Source organism: Streptomyces sp. NPDC002130 (assembly GCF_040296465.1).
Taxonomy (GTDB): Bacteria; Actinomycetota; Actinomycetes; order Streptomycetales; family Streptomycetaceae; genus Streptomyces.
This window is the reverse complement of record NZ_JBEOXI010000115.1, coordinates 1-25,729: the sequence shown is the minus strand read 5'-3', so window position 1 is coordinate 25,729 and position 25,729 is coordinate 1. Positions and strand designations below refer to the sequence as shown.

Here is a 25,729-nt window from a genome sequence, read left to right as displayed (position 1 = left end):
CAGGACCTCCACACCGTTTGAGCCCTGGCTCCGAGCACCGTCCTGCTCAAGTGCCTGCTACCCGCCTGACCTTCTACCCTGTGCCGGGGCGACTGAGCAGGGGGCGCGGCGATGAGCATGTACTTCGACGTCGGTGACGAGACGCTGTGGAACCCCTCGAACGGTGCCGGCCGCCTCTTCGTACGGCAGGTCGAGGTCTTCGAGGCGGAGCTCGAGCTGCCCTCGGGAATCGGTCACAAGCATGAGGGCGACCCGGACACACTCGAGATCGATCCGGTCGTGTACGCGCGGTTCGCACGCGGCTTGGTCGCCTGGCACTGCCGGACGGGACACTCCGTGATCCTCGCGCTCTCCGAAGGGTTCGTGGCCACGGCGGTCGCGCTTGCGCGGCGCGCCGGAATCGAGGTGGAGACACGGCCTCCAGGGCTCGGCCATGTGGCCGGTGGCGTCCGGCCCGACGTGCAGGTTCCCGGCAATCCTCGGACCGCGTCAGCCGCTGTCCTCGCCGCGTTGGACACGCGGGCGCGAGAGGTGGACCGCTGGATGTCCAGCTGAGACGGCGCGTCCAGGGACACCCCACCCCACCCGACCCCGGTGCCGCAGGGGACGCCGAAGCCCCCCGCCCGATCATCGGGAGGGGGGCTTCGGAAGGTCGGAAGGACCAGCGGTGACCGCCTACTTCACCGGCTCCGGCTCCGGCGCGCTCGTAGAGTCCGACGTGCCGGCCGGCGGCTCGCCGTCGTCGTCGTTCGAGTCGTCGTCGGCGTCCTCCGCCGGGACCGGCGTCTTCACCGAGTCCAGCAGGAGCTGGGCGACGTCCACGACCGTGATCGACTCCTTCGCCTTGCCCTCGTTCTTCTTGCCGTTCACGGAGTCCGTGAGCATCACCAGGCAGAAGGGGCAGGCCGTCGACACGATGTCGGGGTTCACCGACAGCGCCTCGTCGACGCGCTCGTTGTTGATGCGCTTGCCGATGCGCTCTTCCATCCACATCCGCGCGCCACCCGCTCCACAGCAGAAGCCGCGCTCCTTGTGGCGGTGCATCTCCTCGTTGCGGACACCGGGGACGGCGGCGATGATCTCGCGCGGCGGTGTGTAGATCTTGTTGTGGCGGCCCAGGTAGCACGGGTCGTGGTACGTGATGATGCCCTCGACCGGCGTGACCGGGATCAGCTTGCCCTCGTCCACCAGGTGCTGCAGCAGCTGCGTGTGGTGGATGACCTCGTAGTCACCGCCGAGCTGCGGGTACTCGTTGCCGATCGTGTTGAGGCAGTGCGGGCAGGTCGCGACGATCTTCTTCGACGACTTCGGCTTCGCCGACTCCGGCGTGACCTTGCCGTCCTCGTCCATCTCCTCGCCGAACGCCATGTTCAGCGCCATGACGTTCTCCATGCCGAGCTCCTGGAACAGGGGCTCGTTGCCGAGGCGGCGGGCGGAGTCACCCGTGCACTTCTCGTCGCCGCCCATGATCGCGAACTTGACGCCCGCGATGTGGAGCAGTTCGGCGAAGGCCTTCGTGGTCTTTTTCGCGCGGTCCTCCAGGGCGCCGGCGCAGCCGACCCAGTAGAGGTACTCGACCTCGGACAGGTCCTCGATGTCCTTGCCGACGACCGGGACCTCGAAGTCGACCTCCTTGAGCCACTCCAGGCGCTGCTTCTTCGCCAGGCCCCAGGGGTTGCCCTTCTTCTCCAGGTTCTTGAGCATCGTGCCCGCCTCGGACGGGAACGAGGACTCGATCATCACCTGGTAGCGGCGCATGTCGACGATGTGGTCGACGTGCTCGATGTCCACCGGGCACTGCTCGACGCAGGCGCCGCAGGTGGTGCAGGACCACAGGACGTCCGGGTCGATGACGCCGTTCTCCTCGGCGGTGCCGACCAGCGGGCGCTCCGCCTCCGCGAGGGCGGCCGCGGGGACGTCCTTGAGCTGCTCCTCGGACGCCTTCTCCTCGCCCTCCATCGTCTTGCCACCGCCGGCCAGCAGGTACGGCGCCTTGGCGTGGGCGTGGTCCCGCAGGGACATGATCAGCAGCTTGGGGGAGAGGGGCTTGCCCGTGTTCCAGGCGGGGCACTGCGACTGGCAGCGGCCGCACTCGGTGCAGGTGGAGAAGTCCAGCAGGCCCTTCCAGGAGTACTGCTCGACCTGGGAGACACCGAAAACGTCGTCGTCGCCCGGGTCGGTGAAGTCGATCGGCTTGCCGCCGGACGTCATCGGCTGCAGGGCGCCCAGCGCCGTGCCGCCGCTCGACTCGCGCTTGAACCAGATGTTCGGGAAGGCGAGGAAACGGTGCCAGGCGACGCCCATGTTGGTGTTGAGCGACACCACGATCATCCAGACGAACGAGGTGCCGATCTTGATCATCGCGACCAGGTAGACGAGGTTCTGCAGCGCGGTGACCGACAGGCCCTTGAACGCGAGCACCAGCGGGTACGACGCGAAGTACGACGCCTCGTAGTGGTCGACGTGGTGCAGCGCGCCCTCCAGGCCCCGCAGCACGTAGATCGCCAGACCGATGGTGAGGATGACGTACTCGACGAAGTACGCCTGGCCGGCCTTGGAGCCGGCGAAGCGGGACTTGCGGCCCGGGCGGCTCGGCAGGTTCAGCAGGCGGATCGCGATGAGCACCGCGATGCCCAGGACCGTCATCACGCCGATGAACTCGATGTACAGCTCGAACGGCAGGAACGTACCGATGACCGGCAGCACCCAGTCGGCCTGGAACAGCTGGCCGAAGGCCTGGGCGAGGGTCGGCGGGAGCGTCAGGAAGCCGACGGCGACGAACCAGTGGGCGACACCGACGATGCCCCACCGGTTCATGCGCGTGTGGCCGAGGAACTCCTTCACCAGGGTCACGCTGCGCTGGTAGGGGTTGTCGGTCCGGGTGCCGGCCGGGACCGGCTGGCCCAGCTTGAAATACCGGACGAACTGGCCGATCGCGCGTGCGAGCAGCGCGACGCCGACCACGGTCAGTACCAGCGACACGATGATCGCGGCGAGTTGCATGGGGGCTCCTCGGGCCTGCGAGGGGTTTCGTCGGGGTGACCTGTCGTTTTGCAGATTCCCCGAAATTACTAAGCGGTAACTTATGCAGTCCGTCTGAGACTACCCTCATCCTCCGCCGCACTGTAGCCGGGTGGGCAGTGATCTGAATCGCTGAGGGTTGCCTCAGGAGCAGACCGGATCCGGTCGCCGTTCCTCCTGCGTGCCGCCGCGAATCTCGTCGTGCATCCCGTCGTGTTATTCATACCGAAATGTCATAGTCCCGCCTAACTTATATCCGTGCTCTACGGGATCACCGCCGCCGCCACCGCCCTTGTCCTCACCGCCCTGCTCGCCGCCGCCCTGCGGGCCCCCGCGCTGCGGCTGCGGCTGGTCGAGCGGCGCCGGCAGCGGGACGTGCCGCTGTCCGGGGGCCTGGCCGTCGTGCTCGTCACCGGGCTGGTCGTGGGCGGCGGTGAGTGGCTGGGGGTCGCACCGTCCGCCGACGGGACGCGGGGGGTGCTCATCGCCGCGGGTGCCGTCGCCCTCCTCGGGCTCGCCGGTGACGTGTTGCGGCTGCGGCGGCGGGTGCTGGCCGCCGGTACGGCCGTGGCGGCCGCGTGTGTCGTGCCGTACGGGGAGACGGGGGTGGGGACCGGACTGCTGGCCGTCGTGTGGGTCGTGGCGGTGGTGTTCGGGTTCCGGGGGCTCGATCACGCCGACGGGCTGGCGGGTACGGTCGGGGTGGTCGCCGCCTTCGGGGCGGCGGCCTGTGCGGCCGTCGAGGTGATGGACGGGATCGCGGGGCTGATGAGCGTGCTGGCCGCCGCGCTGACCGGCCTCCTCCTCCACAACTGGCATCCCGCGCGGGTGGCGCTGGGCGGCTGCGGGTCCATGGCCGCGGGGTTCGTGATCGCCGTGGGGACCGTGTACGCCCGGGCCGGGTTCGGGCTCGGGGAGAGCGCGGGCGTCCTGTTCGCGCTGACCGCCGTGGTGGCCGCCGATGTCGTGCTCGTGCTGGCATCGCGGCGGCTGGGCGGGCGGAGTGTCACGCGCAGCGGGCCCGACCATCTGGCGCACCGGCTGCGGCGGCTCGGGCTGACCGCGCCGGGGGCGAGTCTGCTGCTGGGAATCGGGGCGTTGTCCGGGATGCTCGTCGGGGTACTCGCGCATGCCGACTGGATCGGGGCGGGCTCCCTGTGGTGGGTGGCGGGAGGGACGCTCGTGGTGGTGTTCACTCTCTCGCGTGTCCCTGTGCACAGCCCTCGACGCAGTGTATCGACGCAGGTCAGAGCGCCATTGCGTGTAAGGAACGGATAAGAGTTGAGTCTGCCCGACTCAGCTCTGTTGACCGGTGGGAAGCCGTCGTGCACACTTGAGTCCGTTCCACTCAAGTCAGCTGGAGGAATCAACCATGGCACGTGCGGTCGGCATCGACCTGGGCACGACTAACTCCGTCGTCAGCGTTCTGGAGGGCGGCGAGCCCACCGTCATCACCAACGCCGAGGGCGCCAGGACCACGCCGTCCGTCGTCGCCTTCGCCAAGAACGGTGAGGTGCTCGTCGGAGAGGTGGCCAAGCGCCAGGCGGTCACGAACGTGGACCGGACCATCCGCTCCGTGAAGCGTCACATGGGCACCGACTGGAAGATCGAGCTCGACGGGAAGCCCTTCAACCCGCAGCAGATCAGCGCCTTCGTGCTCCAGAAGCTGAAGCGTGACGCCGAGTCCTACCTGGGCGAGAAGGTGACCGACGCGGTCATCACCGTCCCGGCGTACTTCAACGACTCCGAGCGCCAGGCCACGAAGGAGGCCGGTGAGATCGCCGGTCTGAACGTCCTGCGCATCGTCAACGAGCCGACCGCGGCCGCCCTGGCGTACGGCCTCGACAAGGACGACCAGACCATCCTGGTCTTCGACCTCGGTGGCGGTACCTTCGACGTCTCGCTGCTGGAGATCGGCGACGGTGTCGTCGAGGTGAAGGCCACCAACGGTGACAACCACCTCGGTGGTGACGACTGGGACCAGCGCGTCGTCGACTACCTGGTCCAGCAGTTCCAGTCCGGCCACGGCGTGGACCTGGGCAAGGACAAGATGGCCCTGCAGCGTCTGCGCGAGGCCGCCGAGAAGGCGAAGATCGAGCTGTCCTCGTCCACCGAGACCTCGATCAACCTGCCCTACATCACCGCCTCCGCCGAGGGCCCCCTGCACCTCGACGAGAAGCTCACCCGCGCCCAGTTCCAGCAGCTGACCGCGGACCTCCTGGAGCGCTGCAAGACGCCCTTCCACAACGTCATCAAGGACGCCGGCATCTCCATCAGCGAGATCGACCACGTCGTCCTGGTCGGCGGCTCCACCCGCATGCCCGCCGTCGCCGAGCTCGTCAAGGAGCTGACCGGCGGCAAGGACGCCAACAAGGGCGTCAACCCGGACGAGGTCGTCGCCATCGGCGCCGCCCTGCAGGCCGGTGTCCTCAAGGGCGAGGTCAAGGACGTCCTGCTCCTCGACGTCACCCCGCTGTCCCTCGGCATCGAGACCAAGGGCGGCATCATGACCAAGCTCATCGAGCGGAACACGACGATCCCGACCAAGCGGTCCGAGATCTTCACCACCGCCGAGGACAACCAGCCGTCCGTGCAGATCCAGGTCTACCAGGGCGAGCGCGAGATCGCGGCGTACAACAAGAAGCTCGGGATGTTCGAGCTGACCGGTCTGCCGCCGGCGCCCCGCGGCGTCCCGCAGATCGAGGTGTCCTTCGACATCGACGCCAACGGCATCATGCACGTGACCGCGAAGGACCTGGGCACGGGCAAGGAGCAGAAGATGACCGTCACCGGCGGCTCCTCGCTGCCGAAGGACGAGGTCGACCGCATGCGCCAGGAGGCCGAGCAGTACGCGGAGGAGGACCACAAGCGCCGCGAGGCCGCCGAGTCCCGCAACCAGGGCGAGCAGCTCGTCTACCAGACCGAGAAGTTCCTCAAGGACAACGAGGACAAGGTCCCGGGCGAGATCAAGACCGAGGTCGAGGAGGCCGTCGCCGAGCTGAAGGAGAAGCTCAAGGGCGAGGACTCCGCCGAGATCCGCACCGCCACGGAGAAGGTCGCGGCCGTCTCGCAGAAGCTCGGCCAGGCCATGTACGCGGACGCCAATGCCGCCCAGGCGGCCGGTGGTCCCGCCGGTGACGCCGGTGCCGCCGGTGGTGCCAAGGCCGCTGACGACGACGTCGTCGACGCCGAGATCGTCGACGAGGACCGGAAGGACGGTGCCGCGTGACGGAGGAGACCCCGGGCTTCGACGAGCAGCAGCCCGACGTCCCTTCCGGCGCCACCTCCGAAGACGCCGAGCCGAAGGCCGCCTCCCCCTCCGCGGAGGAGGGGGCGGCCCCGGCCGGGGACACGGGCCAGGACGTGGCTCTGGTGGCCCAGCTGGACCAGGCCCGCACCGCGCTCACCGAGCGCACGGCGGACCTCCAGCGCCTCCAGGCCGAGTTCCAGAACTACCGCCGCCGGGTCGAGCGCGACCGGATCGCGGTCAAGGAGATCGCCATCGCGAACCTCCTGACCGAGCTCCTGCCCGTGCTCGACGACATCGGCCGCGCGCGCGAGCACGGCGAGCTGGTCGGCGGCTTCAAGTCCGTCGCCGAGTCGCTGGAGAGCACCGCGGCGAAGTTGGGCCTGCAGCAGTTCGGCAAGGAGGGCGAGCCCTTCGACCCGACGATCCACGAAGCCCTGATGCACAGCTACGCGCCGGACGTCACCGAGACGACGTGCGTGGCGATTCTGCAGCCGGGGTACCGGATCGGCGAGCGCACCATCCGCCCCGCGCGGGTGGCCGTGGCCGAACCCCAGCCGGGGGCGCAGACGGTCAAGGCGGACGAGTCGGCCGACGCCGACGACAAGGAGAGCGGTGGCCCGGACGAGGGCTGACGTCATAGACGAAGGGAAGGAGGGGCGTCGAGGATGAGCACCAAGGACTTCATCGAGAAGGACTACTACAAGGTCCTCGGCGTCCCCAAGGACGCCACCGAGGCCGAGATCAAGAAGGCGTACCGGAAGCTCGCCCGCGAGAACCACCCGGACGCCAACAAGGGAAACGTCAAGGCGGAGGAGCGTTTCAAGGAGATCTCCGAGGCCAACGACATCCTCGGCGACCCCAAGAAGCGCAAGGAGTACGACGAAGCGCGCGCCCTCTTCGGCAACGGCGGCTTCCGCCCGGGGCCGGGCGGCGCGGGCGGCTCCTTCAACTTCGACCTGGGCGACCTCTTCGGAGGCGGCGCCCAGGGCGGCGGCCAGGGGGCCGGCGGCTTCGGCGGCGGCCTCGGTGACGTTTTCGGGGGCCTGTTCAACCGCGGTGGCGCGGGCGGTCCGGGGACGCGTACGCACCCCCGGCGCGGCCAGGACATCGAGTCCGAGGTCACGCTCAGCTTCACGGAGGCGATCGAGGGCGCGACCGTCCCACTGCGGATGTCGTCGCAGTCTCCCTGCAAGGCCTGTTCGGGCACCGGCGACAAGAACGGCACACCCCGCGTGTGCCCGACCTGCGTCGGCACCGGGCAGGTCGCCCGGGGCAGCGGCGGCGGCTTCTCCCTGACCGACCCCTGCCCGGACTGCAAGGGCCGCGGCCTGATCGCGGAGAACGCCTGCGAGGTCTGCAAGGGCAGCGGCCGGGCCAAGTCCTCCCGCACCATGCAGGTGCGCATCCCCGCGGGCGTCAGCGACGGCCAGCGGATCCGGCTGCGCGGCAAGGGAGCGCCGGGCGAGCGCGGCGGGCCGGCGGGCGACCTCTACGTGGTCGTGCACGTCGACTCCCACCCGGTGTTCGGCCGTAAGGAGGACAACCTCACGGTCACCGTCCCGGTGACCTTCACCGAGGCGGCCCTCGGCGGCGAGGTGCGGGTGCCCACCCTGGGCGGCCCGCCCGTCACGCTGAAGCTGCCGCCGGGCACGCCCAACGGGCGTACCATGCGCGCCCGGGGCAAGGGCGCGGTCCGCAAGGACGGCACCCGCGGCGACCTCCTGGTCACCGTGGAGGTGAGTGTTCCGAAGGACCTGTCGGGGAAGGCTCGTGACGCACTCGAGGCGTACCGAGAGGCGACCGCGGGTGAGGATCCGCGGGCGGATCTGTTCCAGGCCGCGAAGGGAGCATGAGTCAGATGGACGGTCGTCGGCGCAATCCGTATGAACTGACCGAGGAGACCCCGGTCTACGTCATCTCGGTGGCGGCCCAGCTGTCCGGCCTGCACCCGCAGACCCTGCGCCAGTACGACCGGCTGGGTCTGGTCTCCCCGGACCGCACGGCCGGCCGGGGCCGCCGTTACTCGGCCCGTGACATCGAACTGCTGCGCACCGTCCAGCAGTTGTCGCAGGACGAGGGCATCAACCTGGCCGGTATCAAGCGCATCATCGAACTGGAGAACCAGGTCGCCGCGCTCCAGGCGAGGGTGGCCGAGATGCAGGACGCGCTCGACGGCGCGGCGGCGGCGATGCGCCAGCGCGAGGCCGCGGTGCACGCGTCGTACCGCCGCGACCTGGTGCCGTACCAGGAGGTGCAGCAGACCAGCGCACTGGTGGTGTGGCGGCCCAAGCGGCAGCAGCAGTCCGACTGACGCGCCTACGCATGTGAAGGGGCCGGGAGTTGACTCCCGGCCCCTTTCGCGTGCTTTGCAGGCCTTGCCCTGGTTTCGCCGGTCCTCCTGTGGATGGCCGAGTGGTGCACGCCACTTGAACGTGATTCCGCAGAGTCTTCACAACGCTTGCGCAGCGTGGTGTTGTCATCTCGTTAAGTGGTTCCGCTTGACGCTGGGGGGCGCGTCCGCGTTGGCTTTTCAGTCATATGGGCCGCAAAGCTGTGCCCACGTCCGAATCACACGCGAAGTGAGCTCCCGCATGCGTCGTCGTATCTCCATATCCGTGGCCGCCGCCACGATGTCCGTCACGCTCGCCGGCTGCGGCGTGCTCAACGCGACGGGGAGCAGTGACGACGCGAGCCCGGCCAAGGGCAACGACATCACCGTCGGACTGCTGCTGCCGGAGAAGGCGAACACGCGCTACGAGAACTTCGACTACCCGATCATCAAGCGGAAGGTCGAGTCGCTCACCAACGACAAGGGCCGCGTCGAGTACGCCAACGCCGAGGCGAGCGCGGACAAGCAGGCGAGCCAGCTGCAGCAGATGATCGACGACCGGGTCGACGTGATCCTGCTGGACGCCGTCGACGCGAAGGCCATCGCGAGCGGCGTGGAGAAGGCCAAGGAGGCCGGCATTCCGGTCATCGCCTACGACCGGCTGGCCGAGGGCCCGATCGACGCGTACATCTCCTTCGACAACGAGCTGGTCGGCGAGGTCCAGGGCCGTTCCCTGCTGGAGGCCATCGGCGAGAAGGCGAGCGTCTCCGACAAGATCGTCATGATGAACGGCTCGTCCACCGACCCGAACGCCAAGCAGTTCAAGGCGGGCGCGATGTCCGAGCTGAACGGCAAGGTGACGATCGCCCAGTCCTTCGACACCAAGGACTGGAAGCCGGAGAACGCCCAGGCCAACATGGCCGACGCGATCCAGAAGATCGGCAAGGACAACATCGCGGCGGTGTACTCCGCCAACGACGGCATGGCGGGCGGCATCGTCAAGGCGCTCGAGGCCGCCGGTGTGACCAAGCTGCCGCCGATCACCGGGCAGGACGCGGAGCTGCCGGCGGTGCAGCGGATCATCGCCGGTGACCAGTACATGAGCGTGTACAAGTCCTACCCGCAGGAGGCGGAGAACGCCGCGGAGATGGCCGTCGCCAAGGTCCAGGGCCGCGACATCCAGTTCGCCGCCCTCACCCGCGACAAGGTCGACAGCCCCACCGACAAGGGCATTCCGGCGCAGCTCGTGCCGGTGGTCGCGCTCACGAAGGAGAACATCAAGGACACGGTGGTCGCGGACGACATCTACAAGTTGTCGGACATCTGCACGGCCGAGTACAAGGCGGCGTGCCGGGCCATCGGCCTGAAGTAGCCGCCCCGGGAGCCGGGTTCACCACCCCTGGCCCTCCGCTGCGACCAAACCCGCGAGCGGCTGAATCGAGCCCGGAGATACCGGTGTGTACCGGTGGTTTCCGGCGGTCGCCGCGCGGGGAGCCGTGTTGCGGAGCCCGTCCGGTCCGCGCATAGTTGCGCTGCGGAAAGGCGGCGATACCGGGGGTGGGATGGGCGATGGCCGGGCACGGGGCGGATGAGCATCCCCATGGTGCCGACCGACTGTGCGAGGCCGGGGATCGCGTGTATTCCCGGGCCGTACGGCGCGGCCGGGTGCCGCGCCGGGACGCGGAGCCGGTGCCCTGCCTGCTGGAACTCGCCCTGCTGCACCCGGACCCCGACGACATGGACTGGCTGGTGCCGACCTCCCCGCAGGAGGTCATGACCCGGCTGCTGCGCGAGATGTACGACGAGGTCAGCGCGAGCCGGCGGCGGGTGGGCTCGGCCGTCGAGGCCGTGGAGTGGTACGCGGGGCTGGGCCACCGGGTGCGGCCGGCCGCGTCGGCGGCGGAAGGCCCGGCGATCCGGGTCCTGGACGGACTCGCCCGGATCCAGGCCGCGATGGACGAGGCGACCCAGGCGTGCACGGCCGAGGTCCTCACGGTCCAGCCCGGCGGCATCCGCCGCGAGGCGGAGCTGTCCGAGGGGCTGCACCGGGCGCTGGCGCTGCGCGGCCGGGGTGTGCGGATGCGGGACCTGTACACGCATGTCGCCCGGCACGGGCAGGGGTTGCTGAACTATCTGGAGCTGATGGGCGACGCGGTGGAGGCGCGCACGCTGGACGAGGTGATCGACCGGCTGATCCTCTTCGACCGGACGGTGGCGTTCATCCCCGCCAACTCCGACCGCACGATGGCTCTGGAGCTACGGCACCCGGCGCTGATCGAGTACCTCGTCACGGTCTTCGAACGGCTGTGGCGCCTCGCCATCCCCCTCACGGCGCCGCTCCCCGACACCGGCATCGAGGGCATCTCCCACCGGGAGCAGTCGATCGCGGCGCTGCTGGCGGAGGGGCATCAGGACGCCGTCATCGCGGAACGGCTGGGCATAAGCGTCCGGACCTGCCGGGCGCACATCGCGCGGCTCTCGGAGACGCTGGGGGCGGCCAGCCGTACCCAACTCGGCGTGCGCATCGCCCAGGCGGGCCTCGACGGCCCGCCCCCGTCGGCCGCGTCCCCGTCCCTCAGCGTCCCCGATCAAGGATCCCGGACTGCCCGATGAGGTACCCGAGCTGCGCCCTGCTCTGACTGCCCAGCGTCGCGGCGAGCTTGGCGATGTGAACACGGGCGGTGCGGATGTTCATCCCCAGCCGGTCGGCGATGACGGCGTCGGTGTGGCCTTCGACGAGGAGGGCGGCTATGGCGTGCTGGCGGGGGGTGATGCCGTCGTGGGAGGGCTGGGGGGCGGCTTCGGGGAAGATCGGTGTGGCGAGGCGCCAGAGGCGGTCGAAGGTGGTGGCCAGGTATCCGACGATGGCCGGGTGGCGGATCTCCAGGGCCACGCCGTTGCCGTCGGCGGGGATGAACGCGACCTCATGGTCGACGATGATGAGCCGGTCGGTGATCTCGTCCAGCGCGCGCGCCTCGATGTCTCCCGAGAGCCGGTCGTGGTAGGCGACGGTCGTGGGGGAGTGCCGCAGGGTGTGCGGATAGAGGGTGCGGATACGGCCGCCGCGGTCCAGTAGCGCTTGGTCGCGGCGGATGGCGACGGCGTAGGCCGCTGCGACTTGTTCCCTGGGCAGGCCGGTGCGTGGCTGGATGGTGAGCAGCTCCTGGGACGCGTCCGCCAGGGCCTTGGTGAGGGCCTCGTTGATCCGGCCCTTTCCGCTGAGGAGCCGGAGTGTCGGGGTGGCGTCCGCAACCGCGCGGCGCCCTTCGAGGTCCATGAGCGGTTCGAAGGTCGCGGCCAGCCGTTCCTCCCGCCGGCGTTCCCGGGCGATCCGTTCGCCGGAGGTCCGCAGCAGCCGGTGGAGGGCGACGGCCGGTGCGACGGGTTCCAGCCGATGAAGGTCGTCGACGGCGGGATGCAGTAGGCCGAAGTCCATGAGACACGGCGCGGATCGCGCTGCTTCGGCCGTCACGTGCCCCTCCCGCAGGGCCCGTTCGTACAGCCCCGCCCCGCCGGGGCACAGTTCGTCCGAGCCGTGCTCCGGGTGTGGCACCGACGTCACTGGTGACTTCCTCCCGTTCCGTCGTCCTGCTTGAGCATCCCGGACCGCGCTATGAGGTACCCGAGTTGGGCTCGACTGCCGCTGCCCAGGGCCGACGCCAGCTTGGCGATGTGGGCACGGCAGGTGCGGACGTTCATGCCGAGGCGGCGAGCGATGGCCTCGTCCACGTGGCCCTCCACCAAGAGCTTGGCTATGGAGTGCTGGATCTCGGTGATGCCGTCGGACGCCACCTCGTAGGGCGCACCGGTGCTCATCGGAACCGCGCGGTCCCAGAGGTACTCGAAAACCTTGATCAGGTAGCGGACCAGCCCGGGATGACGCAGTTCCAGGGCCACTTGCTGGTCGTCGCGTGCCGGGATGAACGCCACGGTCTCGTCGCAGATGATCAAGCGCTCGACCAGCTCGTCGATGGTGCGGTACTCGACCTTCCCTTCCGAGAGGCGGGCGACGTACGCCAGCTTCTCCGGGTTGTAACGAGCGGTGTGCTGGTACAGGCTCCGGACCTTCACGCCACGATCGATGAGGGGCTTGTCCCGTTCGAGGCTCCGCAGCAGGCTCCGTTCGGAGACGCGGTCACTGGGCTGCACCGTCAGAAGCTCCGTCCGGCACTGGGCGGTGGCCAGATTGAGCGCCGCGTTGATGCGCTCCCCACCCTCCAGCACCGTGATGGAGTCGCTGGTGGCCGTCCCCTGGATGCCCAGCGCCATGAACGGTTCGAAGGTGTCCGCGAGTTGTACGGAGAGACGCCTGCGTTCGGTGATCTCCCGCTCGAGGGGGTGCAGATGCTGTGCCAGCGCGAGCGCCGGCGGTACGGGGCGCAACCAGGCCGGATCGTCGGGATCGGGGTGCAGCAGAGCGAGTTCCACGAGGCAGGGAGCGGACTCCGCCTCAACGCGCGCCACCCGTCCGGTGCGCAGAGCTGTGGTATAGAGGCGACCCCCTGCTTCGCACAGCTCGGTAATCGGGTGGGTATGCGCACCCTTAGTCCGATTAGCGCCCAAATCTCCACCCCCCAGGGTCCTGAACATGCAGGAACATGATGCATCGATTGTGTGGCCATGACGTGCCCGAATGAGCCATCGTCGTACTCGACGGGGGAAAAGGGGACCTTCAAGTGAGGACGAAGCCGACTATGCGTAACAAAATGCTTCGCTCGGTGCTTGTCGCCGCCTTCTCCGCCGTTGTAGCCCTCGGTGCACTGAGTGGCTTCTCCGATGAGGAGCGCGAAACCCGGGCGAACACGCAGTGGCCGGCGGCAGTTGCGAGCGTCGCAGCAGCTACGGACAACACCCAGTGGCCGAGCCCCGGGGCCGACGGGGCGGGGAGCTGACGTGACCACTCCACCCGACGACCGCTCCTTCCGTCGTGAAATGGCCACCGCCTACCGCTCCGGCTGGCACTTCATCGACCTGGTCACCGCCATCCCCCACAGCGGTGACTCGTTGATGGTGACCGTTTTCGGCGAGCCGGTGGTCGTCACGCGGGACGACGACGAGGACGTGCGGGCTTACCGGTGTCTGCGGCGGCCTCGGGGGGCGCCGCAGCCAGTGCGATGTGCCGTACGGTACGGAATGATCTTTGTGAACCTGGACCAACGGGACCACCGGCAGGTGGAGGCCGACGCTCCCGCCCCGAGGACCATCTCTGCCACCCCCCGCAGTGCCTGACGCGATTCCCCCGTCGTAACAGATCGCTCAGGTGCTTCCCCCCGCAGCGGCGTCACCGTGACCTGAACACGGTGACGCCGCTGCAGTTTTCCGGGACATTTCCGGGTATCGACCCAATCCGCTGGTGGCCGGATCCAGTCGATCACCGGTGTGGATATTCACTTCGGTCAACCTCGCCCCATCGCCCGCGTCAGGTAAATCTCGATCACCACGCGTGCCGGATTCGGCGACGGCGTCCTGCCGTAGCGCTCCGCGTAGCGCCGCTCCGCCTCGGCGACCCGGTCAGGCTCCTCGTGGACGAAGGCCCGGCCCTCCAGCGTCGCCCACCGGCGGCCCTCCAGCTGGCAGACGGCGACGGCCGCCCCCTGCTCCCCGGCGGCCCGCACGTACCGCACCTTCGCGCTCGACCGGTTGGTGATCACCCGAGCCAGGCGGGCCTCGGGATCGTATGTCACCCCGACGGGTACCAGATGCGGAGTGCCGTCCGGGCGGGGAGTCGTCAGGGTGCACAGGTGCCGCTCCCGCCAGAAGCCGAGATACGACGGGTCCGGAGCACCGGGGTCCACGGAGTACTTGGTCGCCATGCCCCGGAACTTAGACCCCCCGATCCTCCCGGAACCGTCCTTGAGTGCACTAGACTCAACTTTGTGCAAGCCGTTCGGGTCAGTGCAAGGAGGAGAACGCGAACGTGGACGCCGAGCTGACCAACCGGAGCCGGGATGCGATCAACGCTGCCAGCAACCGGGCCGTGACCGAGGGACACCCCGACCTCACCCCGGCCCATCTGCTGCTCGCGCTGCTCCAGGGACAGGACAACGAGAACATCACCGACCTGCTCGCCGCGGTCGACGCCGACCAGGCCGCCGTACGCGCCGGAGCTGAGCGCGTGCTCGCCGGGCTGCCGAGCGTGACCGGGTCGACCGTCGCGCCGCCCCAGCCCAACCGCGAGATGCTGGCCGTCGTCGCCGACGCGCAGGCCCGTGCCAAGGACCTGGGGGACGAGTACCTCTCCACCGAGCACCTCCTGATCGCGCTCGCCGCGAAGGGCGGCGCGGCCGGCGAGGTGCTGTCCCAGCAGGGGGCGGACGCCAAGAAGCTCCAGGCCGCCTTCCAGAAGACGCGGGGCCAGCGCCGGGTGACCACGGCCGACCCCGAGGGGCAGTACAAGGCCCTGGAGAAGTTCGGGACGGACTTCACCGCCGCCGCGCGGGAGGGCAGGCTCGACCCGGTCATCGGCCGGGACCAGGAGATCCGCCGCGTCGTGCAGGTCCTGTCCCGCCGTACTAAGAACAACCCCGTCCTCATCGGCGAGCCGGGCGTCGGCAAGACCGCCGTCGTCGAGGGGCTCGCCCAGCGAATCGTCAAGGGTGATGTGCCCGAGTCGCTGAAGGACAAGCGGCTCGTCGCGCTCGACCTCGGCGCCATGGTCGCGGGCGCGAAGTACCGGGGCGAGTTCGAGGAGCGGCTGAAGACCGTCCTGGCCGAGATCAAGGACTCCGACGGGCAGATCATCACCTTCATCGACGAGCTGCACACCGTCGTGGGCGCCGGTGCCGGCGGCGACTCCGCCATGGACGCCGGCAACATGCTGAAGCCCATGCTCGCGCGCGGTGAGCTGCGCATGGTGGGTGCCACGACCCTCGACGAGTACCGCGAGCGGATCGAGAAGGACCCGGCGCTGGAGCGGCGCTTCCAGCAGGTGCTGGTCGCCGAGCCGACCGTCGAGGACTCCATCGCGATCCTGCGCGGACTCAAGGGCCGCTACGAGGCCCACCACAAGGTGCAGATCGCCGACAGCGCGCTCGTCGCCGCCGCCTCGCTCTCCGACCGGTACATCACCTCCCGCTTCCTGCCCGACAAGGCCATCGACCTCGTCGACGAGGCGGCCTCCCGGCTGCGCATGGAGATCGACTCCTCGCCCGTCGAGATCGACGAACTCCAGCGCGCCGTCGACCGGCTCAAGATGGAGGAGCTGGCGATCGGCAAGGAGACCGACGCGGCCTCCCGCGAGCGCCTGGAGAAGCTGCGCCGCGACCTCGCCGACAAGGAGGAGGAGCTGCGCGGCCTCACCGCCCGCTGGGAGAAGGAGAAGCAGTCCCTCAACCGCGTCGGTGAGCTGAAGGAACGCCTCGACGAGATCCGCGGCCAGGCCGAACGCGCCCAGCGCGACGGCGACTTCGACACCGCGTCCAAGCTCCTCTACGGCGAGATCCCCGCCCTGGAGAAGGAGCTGGAAGCCGCCTCCGAGGCCGAGGAGGAGGTCGCCAAGGACACCATGGTCAAGGAGGAGGTCGGCGCGGACGACATCGCCGACGTCGTCGCCTCCTGGACCGGCATCCCCGCCGGGCGGCTGATGGAGGGCGAGACGCAGAAGCTGCTGCGCATGGAGGACGAGATCGGCAAGCGGCTCATCGGCCAGACCGAGGCCGTGCGGGCGGTGTCCGACGCCGTACGGCGCAGCCGCGCCGGGATCTCCGACCCCGACCGGCCCACCGGGTCGTTCCTCTTCCTCGGCCCGACCGGCGTCGGCAAGACCGAACTGGCCAAGGCCCTCGCCGACTTCCTCTTCGACGACGAGCGGGCGATGGTCCGCATCGACATGTCGGAGTACAGCGAGAAGCACAGCGTGGCCCGCCTCGTCGGCGCCCCGCCCGGCTACGTCGGCTACGAGGAGGGCGGCCAGCTCACCGAGGCCGTGCGCAGGCGGCCCTACTCGGTCGTCCTGCTGGACGAGGTGGAGAAGGCGCACCCCGAGGTCTTCGACATCCTGCTCCAGGTGCTGGACGACGGGCGCCTGACGGACGGCCAGGGCCGTACGGTCGACTTCCGCAACACGATCCTCGTGCTGACGTCGAACCTCGGCAGCCAGTACCTGGTCGACCCGGTGACCAGCGAGCAGGAGAAGAAGGAGCAGGTCCTCGAGGTGGTGCGGACCTCCTTCAAGCCGGAGTTCCTCAACCGCCTGGACGACCTGGTCGTCTTCGCCGCGCTGACCAAGCCCGAGCTGGAGCGCATCGCGAAGCTCCAGCTGGAGCGCCTGGCCAAGCGGCTCGCCGAGCGGCGGCTCACCCTGGACATCACGCCCGAGGCCCTCGCCTGGCTCGCGGAGGAGGGCATGGACCCGGCGTACGGCGCCCGGCCGCTGCGCCGGCTCGTGCAGTCCGCCATCGGCGACCGGCTCGCCAAGGAGATCCTGTCCGGGGAGATCAAGGACGGTGACACGGTCCGGGTGGACCGCTTCGAGGACGGGCTCCTGGTCGGACCGGCGACGGGCAAGACGCTGTAGGACCGTCCCCGGTCACATCGTGAACGCCGAGAAGCGCACCAGCGCCGTCTCGGCGTTCACGTGCTCCACCCGCACCTGCACCACGTGCGCCTCCGCCGTGCCGGGAAGGCCGTTCTCGTGGGTCACGTCGAGGCAGAGCGCCCCGCAGGCGCCGCCGCCCGTGCGGGGCTCCGGGGCGTCCGGGTACGTCGTACGCAGCCAGTCGCGGACGTCCTCGCGGGGCATCCGCAGCACCGCCGCGTACGAGGTGTCGATGCCCCGCTGCACGGTGCAGTCGTGGGCTCGGGCGTGCGCGGGGCGCTCGGCGGCGCCGAAGGCCAGAGCCTCGGTGCAGGGGACCGTCGCCGCCGCGCCCTTACGGGCGTCGTCGCGAGGCTCGTCGTCGCCCGACCAGGCCCACAGGAAGAGGCCGGTGATCAGCACGCCGAGGACCACCACCGGCAGTGCAAGAAACGGCAGGACGATCCCCCACCGGGTATGACCTCTGTTCGCTTCCCGCACGTGTACAGCCCCCTCCGTCGGCTGCTCAGGAGGACGGTTCGGGGTACCCGGAGGTTGCAGTTGACCGGATCGTGTCAGCCGTGGGCTGACAGGGCCTGTCGGGGCTTGCCACCCCCCTCCCCGCATGGGGGAGGATGGCGGAATCCGTACGAAGGGAAATTCACGGTGACCATCGACCCGTCCTCGATTCCGAACTTCGGGGGCCAGCCCGAGCCGCAGCCCGGCGGTCCGGCCGGCCCCGTCGTCCCGGATCAGGACCTCGTGAAGCAGCTCCTCGACCAGATGGAGCTCAAGTACGTCGTCGACGACGAGGGAGACCTCGCGGCGCCGTGGGAGCAGTTCCGCACCTACTTCATGTTCCGGGGAGAGGGAGACCAGCAGGTCTTCTCCGTGCGGACGTTCTACGACCGGCCCCACGAGATCGAGGCCAAGCCGCAGCTCCTGGAGTCGATCGACGACTGGAACCGCCGGACGCTGTGGCCCAAGGTCTACAGCCACACCCACGACGACGGCACGGTCCGCCTGATCGGCGAGGCACAGATGCTGATCGGCATGGGCGTCAGCCTGGAGCACTTCGTCTCCTCGACGGTCAGCTGGGTGCGCGCGGCGATCGAGTTCGACAAGTGGCTCGTCGAGCAGCTCGGTCTCGAAGAGGAGATCAACGAGGCGGAGAAGCCCGAGGACGACGAGTAGGCCCCGGCCGGGGCCCCACGGCGCGTCGGCGCGTACGCACAGGTACGCGCTGTACGCGCCGTTTGCCTTTTCCGGTGCCTTCCGTCGCCCCTGTCGCCTCAGTCGCCCGTGCCGCCGTACGGGGCGGGGGCGCCTTCGCGCTCCGGCCCTTAGGGCGTGCGGCCTGATCCAAACGACAGGCCCTAGCTCAGCCAGCCCTTCTCGTGCGCGAGCAGCGCGGCCTCCACTCTGTTCGCGGCGCCGAGGCGGCGCATGATGACGGCCAGGTGCTTGCGGTAGGTGCGCACGGACACCCCGAGGCGGCGCGCCGCCGTCTCGTCCTTGTCGGCTTCCCTGAGCAGGGCGAGGATCTCGCGTTCGATGTCGGACGGCATGTCCGCGTCCTCACCGGGGAGTTCCTCCGCGCCCTCCCACATGCGCTCGAAGAGCGTGACCAGCGTGGCCACCAGGCCCGGTTCCCGCACCAGCAGCGCCCCCACCGAGGTGTGCGCGGGGTTGATGGGGGTCAGCGCGGCCGACCGGTCGACGATGATCACGCGCTCGATGGGGTGGTGGGAGATCCGCACCTCGGCACCGTGCGAGACCAGGTCACGCATGTAGGTGAGGGTGGTGTCGTCCTGCATGATCGCGGACCCCATGATCATGCGCAGGCGCACGCCACGGCGCAGCAACCGCATGTTGATCGGGTGCGAGACGGCGATCGACTCCTCGGTCAGGACGCCGGTCGGCTCCGTGCTCAGATCCTCGGTCCGGGCGAAGAAGGTCAGCTCGTCGATGGCTTCCCGGACCGCCTCGATCCCGTGCAGCTGCGTGATCATCCGGCCGGGGTCACCGGTGTCCGCGCGGGGTGAGGAGGGGGCGGTCAGACGCTCCATGAACAGGGACTCGATGACCGAGTGCCGGGCGGCCTCGCTCTCCAGCTCCTCCCGCAGGCGGCGCAGACGGCCGTCGATCAGGGCGTCCACGGCCCGGGGCGGAGGGACCGGGCGCACCGCGCCCTGGGTGTTCCTGGTGGCGAGCCCCAACGCCACCAGCCGGTCCAGCGCCGCCTCCTCGAACGACGTGTGCGCGTCCGCGTCGGGCTCCTGGGGGCCGGACGCCGGCGCGGACGAGCCGTGTCTCAGGAGGGCGCGGTACAACCGCTCCTCTTCCTCGTTCACGCCTAGGAAAGCAAGCGGATTGCCCATGTGTTTCCCCCTGTTGCCGATCGATCACACATGCGGTCCCTGGAATCCTCAGACGCCCCTACGCGGCTGTCAATGACGAATTGTCAATATATGTCCGCTAGTTCAGATATCGGACAACCGATTTGGCGACGGCGGGCGGGCGGGGCGTGAGAGCCGCTGCAGCTTGAGGAATCCGCGGGTGCAGCAAGCTGCGCGCAGATGGTCTCGTGGCGGCCCTCGCCACACGGCAGAGTCGTTCTCGCAAGGAAGCACGAACAGCGCAGAACGAGAAAACGCCGCATCGAGCATCGAGGAGACATCGGTGAACCGCTCCACGTCCCGCAGCACGCTGTCGTCCCGTCGTCGTGGACACGTCGTCGTCGGTCTGCTGACCGCGGGGATGATCGCCCTGGCCGGCCAGGGAACGGCCCGCGCCGCGGAGCAGCCGGCGGAGAGCCGGACGGCGACGGTGACGGCCTCCGTGTCCGCGACGGCGACGGGTGCGGAGCGCGGGACCGGGAGCGGGACGGTGTCCGCCCCGGGGCTCAACCCCCTCGCGCTGCTCGACCTCATCGGCGATCTGCTGCCCGTCCCGGCCCCGCTGCCGAAGAACAACAACGACTGGAAGTAGTCGGCTGCCGCTGCCGGCCCGACATCACGACCCAGGAGACCCCGACGCCATGACCGACTACTCCGTGCTCCTCCCTTGCGTACCCCGCCGCCTGGAGCAGGCGCTCCCCTTCGCCGGGCTGGTCCGGTGGACCGGGGCGACCCGCCTCTGGCAAGGACAGGCCATGGTGATGGAGCCCCACCAGACCTTCACCGGTCTGGCCGGGGCCGGGTTCCGGGTCCCTACCGGCTTCGGTGTCACGCTGATGCCCCTGCGCCACCCGTACGAGGCGGCTCTGCAGGCGCGGTCCGTGGCCCTGGCCACCGGCGAACCGGTGATCGCGGGCTTCGGCCCGGGCGCCAGGGCCTTCCAGGAGAACATCCTCGGAGCGCCGTACGAGAAGCCGCTCCAGGTGGCGCGCCAGTACGTGACGGCGGTGCGCCGGCTGCTCGACGGCGAGACGGTCGTCATGGACGGCCCGCACCTCAGCTTCCGGGGCCAGCTGGCCCCGGCCGCGGCACCCAGGGTCGACGTGGGCCTGGGGGTGCTGCGGCCGGGGATGGCCCGGCTGGCGGGCGAGGTGGCGGACGTCGTGATCACCTGGCTGACACCGCCCGGCTACCTGCGGGACGTGATCCTGCCCGCGGTGGCCGAAGGTGCCGCACGGGCGGGGCGGACCTCGCTGCCCCGTGTCGTCGCCATGGTGCCCGCGGGACTGGAGAAGGAGGGGCGTGAGGGCGCCGGGCCCGAACGGCTGGCTCTGGCCGGCAACGCGCCGCACATGCAGGCCCCGCACTACCTGGACATGCTCGCCCGGGCGGGTGTGGACGCCGGCTCCGGGCGGATCGAGGACGTGGCGCGCGGTGTCGTGGAGACCGGCGCGTTCGCGGGTGGCGATCTGCCGCAGGCGGTCAAGGCCCTCCGGGCCTACGAGGAGGTGGGAGTGGACGAGATCGTCCTGAACACCACCGCCGTTCACAAGCTCTTCGGTGCCCAGGAGTCGCTCGCGGACCTGTCGGCGATCCTGCGGTCGGTGACGGCACCGCACTGACCGACCGCTCGTCGCCCGCTCGGTGACCGACCGCTCGTCGCCCACTGGGTGACCGCCCGCTCGGCCCCCGCTCCCGACACCGACCGCGGTCGCGTCGCGCGCCGTAGCCGGGGCGCACCTCCGTCGAACCCGATTCCCTGCTGCCCGAACGCAGAGGGGTAAGCAGACCAGTAAAGGATTGCCTGGCATGGACATGGCAGATCGTGGACGTCTGAAGCAGCACCTCATCTCCTGGGCCACCGCAGCCCCGCTCGCCGGGCCCGCCGGCGCCGGCGTCGGCACGCTCGTACTGGCCGACGCGGCGCACATCCCCGCCGTCACGGCCGCCGGGCTCGTCGGCCCCCGCACCCTCCTGCTGGCACCCGACGACGGCAGCGGCGACCACGCCCCCGCCGTCGGCTACCAGGGCAGCCTCACGGAGCCCGGCGACGAGTTCTCCAACGGCCAGGACTTCTTCCTGCAGACCCATGCCTACGCCGCCAGCCCCTTCATGACCGTCTTCGGCCCGACCGTCATCCGCGTCTTCGACCGGCACGACTTCGAGGCCTTCCTCGCCGACGCCGACCGGGCGCTCGCCGAGGGCGTCTTCCCCGAGTTCCTCATCACCTCCTCGGTGCTGCTGGCCGACCCCGCCGCCCTCAGCGGTGCGCACAACCCGGCGGACGGCCCGGCGCTGCGCCTCTACGCCGACCGGAACGGGAAGCTGTCCACCAGCCCCACGGGAGCGGTGCTCGGCACGGTCGACGACAGCCTCGACACCCTCACCGAACGCTTCGCCCGGACCGGATCCGGCGCCGCCGCACTGGACGCGGCACTGCCGGCCGGAACACGGGCGGAAGCCCTGCGCGCACGCCCCTTCCTGGCCCGCTACCTCGAGGCCGTCGGCGCGCTGCGCAGCCTCATGGCACGCGGAGCCACCGGCCTGCGGGTCTCCGGGTTCGGCTTCCGGCTGACGCCCGGGCTCGCCGAGTCCGGCGCCGACGCCGACCTGGCGGACCCGACCCTGCCGATCGTGCTGTGCGGGGAGGGGGACGAGCAGGCGTACGTCGTGTCCGGCAGTCGCCTGTTCGCCGTCGACCGGCGGGCCGCACAGGCCCTGGAGTGCCTGCTCGCGACCTCCGGAGAGGTGGGCGACCTCGTCCCCGCCGCCGAGGTCGACCAGTTGGCCGAGCTGTTCTCCCGGCACGGCCTGCCGCTGCCCGTAGCGGCGCGTATCCCGGCGGCCGCCCGATGAGCGCCCCGGCCATGCCCCTGACGACGACCGGAGCGCCGTCCGGCAACAAGACGACGGCGGGGCACGAGACCACGGCCGCCGCCCGCCGGATCGCCGAGCTCGGCGACAGGGCCCGCGTCTGCGGGCTGTACGACGCCCTCGGCGCCCCGCTCTACCACGACCTCGCCACCTACGACGACCCGGAGACCCGGGCCCTGCTGACCGCCGTGCGGACGACGCCCGGCCCGGTGCTCGACCTCGCGGCCGGCTCGGGACGGTTCACCCTGCCGCTGCTCGCCACGGGCCGGCAGGTCACCGCCCTCGACCTGTCCGCCGACATGCTGGCGCTGCTGCGGACCGCACTGGACCGGGCTCCCGCGTCGATGCGAGAGCGCTGCACCGTGGTGCGGGGCGACATGTCCCGCTTCGCACTCGGACAGAAGTTCCCGCACATCCTGCTCGGCACCACCTCGCTCTCGCTCCTGGACGAGGACGGCCGCACGGGCCTGTACCGCAGCGTCCTCGCGCATCTGGCCGAAGGCGGCCGGTTCCTCCTGACCGTCCTGGAGCGGGGCGACTGCGACGGCCCCGACGAGACGGCCGTGCGGGTCACCGGAGCCGGCGGAACCGTCTACGAGCTGTACGAGCACTGGCCCGCCGACGCCGACAGCCGCACGGTCACCCTGCTCCCCGCGGACCCGCCGAGCGACGACAGCCCCGTCACGGTCTGCACGGACCGCGTGGCCGTCCTCGACCTGCCGCGCCTCGAGCAAGAGCTCACCGCGTCCGGCCTGACCATCACCTCCCGCCGGCTCCTCTCCCCGCCCGGCGAGCGTCACCGCGTGACGCTCCTGACCACGGAAGCTGCCCGATGACCGCGCTCTGGCCCTACCTCATACCGCCCTCCAGCCACGGTGACGACAGCCTCTGCGCCGTCGGCGCCGCCGGACACCGCGTCACCTTCGCGGACGGCAGCACCGCCCTCGACGCCGACAGCGGGCTCTGGAACGTGAACCTCGGCTACGGCAACCCGCGCATCGCCGAGGCCATCGCCGAAGCCGCCGAACACGCCTCCTACCTCGGGGCGTTCCGCTTCGAGAACAGCTACGCCCGCCGCGCGGCCGAGGACCTGCTGCGGGTCTGCGGGCCCGACCACTACGCCCGGGTGCTCTTCTCCACCGGCGGCGGCGTCGCCAACGACGCGGTCATGAAACTGGCGCGGATCCACCACGCGGTGCAGGGTCGGCCCGGACGCAACCTGGTGGTCGCTCTGCGGGGCAGCTTCCACGGACTCACCTTCGGCGGATTCGCCCTGACCGGTGAGGACCTGGGACAGCGGGTCTACGGAGTGGACCAGCGGCTGATCCGCCACGTCACCCCGAACGACACGGCCGAACTCGGCCGGCTGATGGCCGCCCTCGGCGGACAGGTCGCCGCGGTCGTCGTGGAACCCGTCGTCGGCACCGGCACCCTCCCGCTCGACGCGTCGTTCGTGGCCGAACTGGGCCGCCTGCGCGACGAGTACGGCTTCCTCCTGGTCGCCGACGAGGTCGCCACCGGCTTCGGCCGCACCGGAAGCTGGTTCGCCTCCGAGAGCTGGCCGGGCCTGCCCGACGTACTCGTCACCTCCAAGGGCCTGACCAACGGGGCCTGCCCCGCCGCCGCCCTGGTGATGTCCCACCGGGTGACCCGGGCCCTCGTCGAGCACGACACGATGTTCGCCCACGCCGAGACCCAGGGCGCGACCGCCCTCGCCTGCGCCGCGATCAGCGCCACCATCTCCGAGATGGAGCGGCTCGACGCGGTCACGGCGGGCCGGAACGTCGCCGCCTGGCTCCAGCAGGGGCTCGCGGAACTGGTCGAGCGGCACCCGCTCGCCACGCACGCCACCGGCGTCGGCTGCTTCCGCACCCTGCACATGACCCACCCCGACGGCCGCGCCCTGGCCGGGACGGATGTCGCCGACCTCGTCACCCGGATCCGGCACGCGGGCGCCATCGTCCACCCCGGCCCCTCCGGCATCCAGCTCGTGCCCTCCCTGACCTACAGCCGCGCCGAGGTCGCCGAGCTCATGACCTGCGTCGAAGAGGGACTCGACAGCCTGCTGCCGGCGACCTCCCTGGCCGCGAGGAGCTGACCCCATGCCCGTCTCTCTCGACACCTACGACCGGATCCCCGAACTGCTGCGGGAACTGAACCCCACCGGCGTGACCGTCCTGGCCGACCCGGCCGTGGCCGACCACGCCGTCACCCGGAAGATCCTCGCCGAGGTCGCCCACGCCGGGTTCACGCCCGACCGGGCGGTCACCCCGGCGGACGGCGGGATGCCGGCCGTCGAGGCCGCCGCCTCCCGGCTCTCTCCCGGTGAGCTGGTCGTCGGTGTCGGCGGGGGCAGCACCCTCGACTTCGCGAAGCTCGTCGCCGCCGTCGGCCGCCACCCCGACCTCCTGCGCTACCTGACCTCCGGGCAGCGCAGCGGCCTGGTGGCGCTCCCGCTCCCGTGGGGAGAACACGCCGAGGTCCTCGCGGTCCCCACCACCCTGGGCACCGGGAGCGAGGCGGGACCCGTGGCCTGCTTCCCCCACGGGGACGGCAAACGCATCGCGATGGGGGAGTGCCTGCGCCCCCGAGCCGCGCTCTGGGTGCCCGAGGCCACCGAGACCCTTCCGGGGCGACTCGTCATGGACGGCGTGCTCGAAGCGCTCTTCAGGACTGTCATCCCGTACAGCAGCGACACCCTGGACCTTCCCGAACAGGACGCCGCCGTGGAGGACCTGGCGGGCCGGCTGCTCACGGTCGGCGACCGGCTGGCCCGGCACACCGCCGCCGGCCTGCCGGCCCCCGCGCCCGAGCGGCTGCGGGCCGCCCGGCTCAGCGCCGAGAGCCAGCGCGGAGCCATCAACATCGGCCGCAACCCGTACGCGGTGAAGTGCTGGGCCGTCGCCAACGAGCTCTCCACCACGCTGGGCCTGGCCAAGATGCGGGCCGTCTCCGCCCTGTGGCCGGTCGTGTGGCGGCAGGCCCTGCGGGGAGACACCCGCTTCGGCAGCGCCGACCGCGTCCACCGGCTGTGGGAGCGCCTGAGGCAGCGGGCCTCCTGGCTCGCGCCGGGTCGTCCCGACGACGGTCTCGAACAGCTGATGCTGCGCTGGCGGATCGACCGCACCGTGCACCTCGCCCCGCACCTGCGCCACCACATCGCCCTGCGCAGCGTGCGCGCCTGGGGCGCCGGACTTCCGACCCTCGCCGGGTTGAGCGCCGACGACGTCGCCGCGCTCCTCGCCGAGGCCACCGAGCCGACCGCCTCCGTGGCCGGCTCCCCCGAACCCCTCCCGGCGGCCTGAGGATCGGCGCTCGCCGTTGCGGGCGGCGAAGACGGC

23 protein-coding genes are annotated in these 25,729 nt (G+C 70.4%); 17 read left to right on the top strand and 6 right to left on the bottom strand.

Annotated elements, in window-relative coordinates; genetic code table 11:
* The first annotated feature begins 111 nt into the window (after window positions 1–111).
* Window positions 112–555: a DUF6086 family protein gene (locus ABT116_RS22195; RefSeq protein WP_351636654.1), complete on the top strand. Its 444-nt coding sequence runs from the start codon at window positions 112–114 to the stop codon at window positions 553–555.
* 120 nt (window positions 556–675) lie between these two features.
* On the opposite strand, the gene ABT116_RS22190 is transcribed toward ABT116_RS22195, so the two are convergent.
* Window positions 676–3,003 carry a (Fe-S)-binding protein gene (locus tag ABT116_RS22190; RefSeq protein ID WP_351636652.1) on the bottom strand — a complete coding sequence of 776 codons (2,328 nt, stop codon included), beginning with the start codon at window positions 3,001–3,003 and terminating at the stop codon, window positions 676–678.
* Window positions 3,004–3,279: 276 nt separating this feature from the next.
* On the opposite strand from ABT116_RS22190, the gene ABT116_RS22185 reads away from it, so the two are divergent.
* The 7 genes from ABT116_RS22185 to ABT116_RS22155 all read left to right on the top strand — a co-directional run bounded on the left by ABT116_RS22185 (window position 3,280) and on the right by ABT116_RS22155 (window position 11,213).
* Window positions 3,280–4,299, top strand: coding sequence for an MraY family glycosyltransferase (locus ABT116_RS22185; protein ID WP_351636650.1), 1,020 nt, complete (start codon window positions 3,280–3,282; stop codon window positions 4,297–4,299).
* Between the two features lie 94 nt (window positions 4,300–4,393).
* Window positions 4,394–6,250: a molecular chaperone DnaK gene (gene dnaK / locus ABT116_RS22180; RefSeq protein ID WP_030846406.1), complete on the top strand. Its 1,857-nt coding sequence runs from the start codon at window positions 4,394–4,396 to the stop codon at window positions 6,248–6,250.
* Window positions 6,247–6,903: a nucleotide exchange factor GrpE gene (grpE, locus tag ABT116_RS22175; RefSeq protein WP_351636648.1), complete on the top strand. Its 657-nt coding sequence runs from the start codon at window positions 6,247–6,249 to the stop codon at window positions 6,901–6,903. Before dnaK ends, grpE begins: the two co-directional genes overlap by 4 nt.
* A 33-nt stretch (window positions 6,904–6,936) precedes the next feature.
* Window positions 6,937–8,124 (top strand): molecular chaperone DnaJ, encoded by a 1,188-nt coding sequence (gene dnaJ / locus ABT116_RS22170; protein WP_351636646.1) that lies wholly within the window; start codon window positions 6,937–6,939, stop codon window positions 8,122–8,124.
* Between the two features lie 5 nt (window positions 8,125–8,129).
* The gene (locus ABT116_RS22165; RefSeq protein WP_033310108.1) at window positions 8,130–8,582 is read left to right on the top strand and encodes a heat shock protein transcriptional repressor HspR; all 453 of its coding nucleotides are present in this window, start codon (window positions 8,130–8,132) and stop codon (window positions 8,580–8,582) included.
* Window positions 8,583–8,862: 280 nt separating this feature from the next.
* Window positions 8,863–9,972 carry a sugar ABC transporter substrate-binding protein gene (locus ABT116_RS22160; protein WP_502983912.1) on the top strand — a complete coding sequence of 370 codons (1,110 nt, stop codon included), beginning with the start codon at window positions 8,863–8,865 and terminating at the stop codon, window positions 9,970–9,972.
* A 197-nt stretch (window positions 9,973–10,169) separates the two neighbouring features.
* Entirely contained in the window at window positions 10,170–11,213 is a 1,044-nt protein-coding gene (locus ABT116_RS22155) for a helix-turn-helix transcriptional regulator (RefSeq protein WP_351636642.1), read from the top strand.
* Here ABT116_RS22155 and ABT116_RS22150 read toward each other — a convergent pair.
* Both ABT116_RS22150 and ABT116_RS22145 read right to left on the bottom strand, forming a co-directional pair.
* Window positions 11,176–12,162: a helix-turn-helix transcriptional regulator gene (locus ABT116_RS22150; protein ID WP_351636640.1), complete on the bottom strand. Its 987-nt coding sequence runs from the start codon at window positions 12,160–12,162 to the stop codon at window positions 11,176–11,178. The two genes, ABT116_RS22155 and ABT116_RS22150, sit on opposite strands and share 38 nt — an antisense overlap.
* Window positions 12,159–13,190, bottom strand: coding sequence for a helix-turn-helix transcriptional regulator (locus ABT116_RS22145; RefSeq protein ID WP_351636638.1), 1,032 nt, complete (start codon window positions 13,188–13,190; stop codon window positions 12,159–12,161). The genes ABT116_RS22150 and ABT116_RS22145 overlap by 4 nt, the downstream gene beginning before the upstream one ends.
* A 342-nt stretch (window positions 13,191–13,532) precedes the next feature.
* Between ABT116_RS22145 and ABT116_RS22140 the strand changes: the two genes are divergently transcribed.
* Window positions 13,533–13,829, top strand: a complete 297-nt coding sequence (locus ABT116_RS22140) for a Rieske (2Fe-2S) protein (protein WP_078955969.1) — start codon at window positions 13,533–13,535, stop codon at window positions 13,827–13,829.
* A gap of 167 nt (window positions 13,830–13,996) precedes the next feature.
* Here the strand turns inward: ABT116_RS22140 and ABT116_RS22135 are convergent, their stop codons facing one another.
* On the bottom strand, window positions 13,997–14,413 hold the full coding sequence (locus ABT116_RS22135) for a pyridoxamine 5'-phosphate oxidase family protein (protein ID WP_351636636.1): 417 nt from the start codon (window positions 14,411–14,413) through the stop codon (window positions 13,997–13,999).
* A gap of 104 nt (window positions 14,414–14,517) precedes the next feature.
* Between ABT116_RS22135 and clpB the strand changes: the two genes are divergently transcribed.
* Window positions 14,518–17,115, top strand: coding sequence for an ATP-dependent chaperone ClpB (clpB, locus tag ABT116_RS22130; protein ID WP_351636634.1), 2,598 nt, complete (start codon window positions 14,518–14,520; stop codon window positions 17,113–17,115).
* Between the two features lie 12 nt (window positions 17,116–17,127).
* Here the strand turns inward: clpB and ABT116_RS22125 are convergent, their stop codons facing one another.
* Entirely contained in the window at window positions 17,128–17,616 is a 489-nt protein-coding gene (locus tag ABT116_RS22125; RefSeq protein WP_351636632.1) for a hypothetical protein, read from the bottom strand.
* A 165-nt stretch (window positions 17,617–17,781) separates the two neighbouring features.
* Between ABT116_RS22125 and ABT116_RS22120 the strand changes: the two genes are divergently transcribed.
* The gene (locus tag ABT116_RS22120) at window positions 17,782–18,309 is read left to right on the top strand and encodes a YbjN domain-containing protein (protein ID WP_351636630.1); all 528 of its coding nucleotides are present in this window, start codon (window positions 17,782–17,784) and stop codon (window positions 18,307–18,309) included.
* 182 nt (window positions 18,310–18,491) lie between these two features.
* Here ABT116_RS22120 and ABT116_RS22115 read toward each other — a convergent pair whose 3' ends face one another.
* Complete coding sequence (locus ABT116_RS22115) at window positions 18,492–19,469, bottom strand: helix-turn-helix transcriptional regulator (protein WP_351636628.1); 978 nt, start codon at window positions 19,467–19,469, stop codon at window positions 18,492–18,494.
* Between the two features lie 328 nt (window positions 19,470–19,797).
* Here ABT116_RS22115 and ABT116_RS22110 point away from each other — a divergent pair, with 328 nt between their 5' ends.
* The 6 genes from ABT116_RS22110 (at window position 19,798) to mpaC (ending at window position 25,693) form a co-directional block, all read left to right on the top strand.
* Window positions 19,798–20,106 (top strand): hypothetical protein, encoded by a 309-nt coding sequence (locus tag ABT116_RS22110; RefSeq protein WP_351636626.1) that lies wholly within the window; start codon window positions 19,798–19,800, stop codon window positions 20,104–20,106.
* Between the two features lie 49 nt (window positions 20,107–20,155).
* A complete protein-coding gene (locus ABT116_RS22105; protein ID WP_351636624.1) occupies window positions 20,156–21,136 on the top strand; it encodes an LLM class flavin-dependent oxidoreductase in 981 nt (326 codons plus the stop codon).
* A gap of 187 nt (window positions 21,137–21,323) precedes the next feature.
* Window positions 21,324–22,370 carry a daptide biosynthesis RiPP recognition protein gene (mpaB, locus tag ABT116_RS22100; protein ID WP_351636622.1) on the top strand — a complete coding sequence of 349 codons (1,047 nt, stop codon included), beginning with the start codon at window positions 21,324–21,326 and terminating at the stop codon, window positions 22,368–22,370.
* A gap of 11 nt (window positions 22,371–22,381) precedes the next feature.
* A complete protein-coding gene (gene mpaM, locus ABT116_RS22095) occupies window positions 22,382–23,224 on the top strand; it encodes a daptide-type RiPP biosynthesis methyltransferase (RefSeq protein WP_351636619.1) in 843 nt (280 codons plus the stop codon).
* Window positions 23,221–24,486 carry a daptide-type RiPP biosynthesis aminotransferase gene (gene mpaD, locus ABT116_RS22090; RefSeq protein ID WP_351636617.1) on the top strand — a complete coding sequence of 422 codons (1,266 nt, stop codon included), beginning with the start codon at window positions 23,221–23,223 and terminating at the stop codon, window positions 24,484–24,486. Before mpaM ends, mpaD begins: the two co-directional genes overlap by 4 nt.
* Before the next feature lie 4 nt (window positions 24,487–24,490).
* Complete coding sequence (gene mpaC / locus ABT116_RS22085) at window positions 24,491–25,693, top strand: daptide-type RiPP biosynthesis dehydogenase (protein WP_351636615.1); 1,203 nt, start codon at window positions 24,491–24,493, stop codon at window positions 25,691–25,693.
* Window positions 25,694–25,729 lie beyond the last annotated feature (36 nt).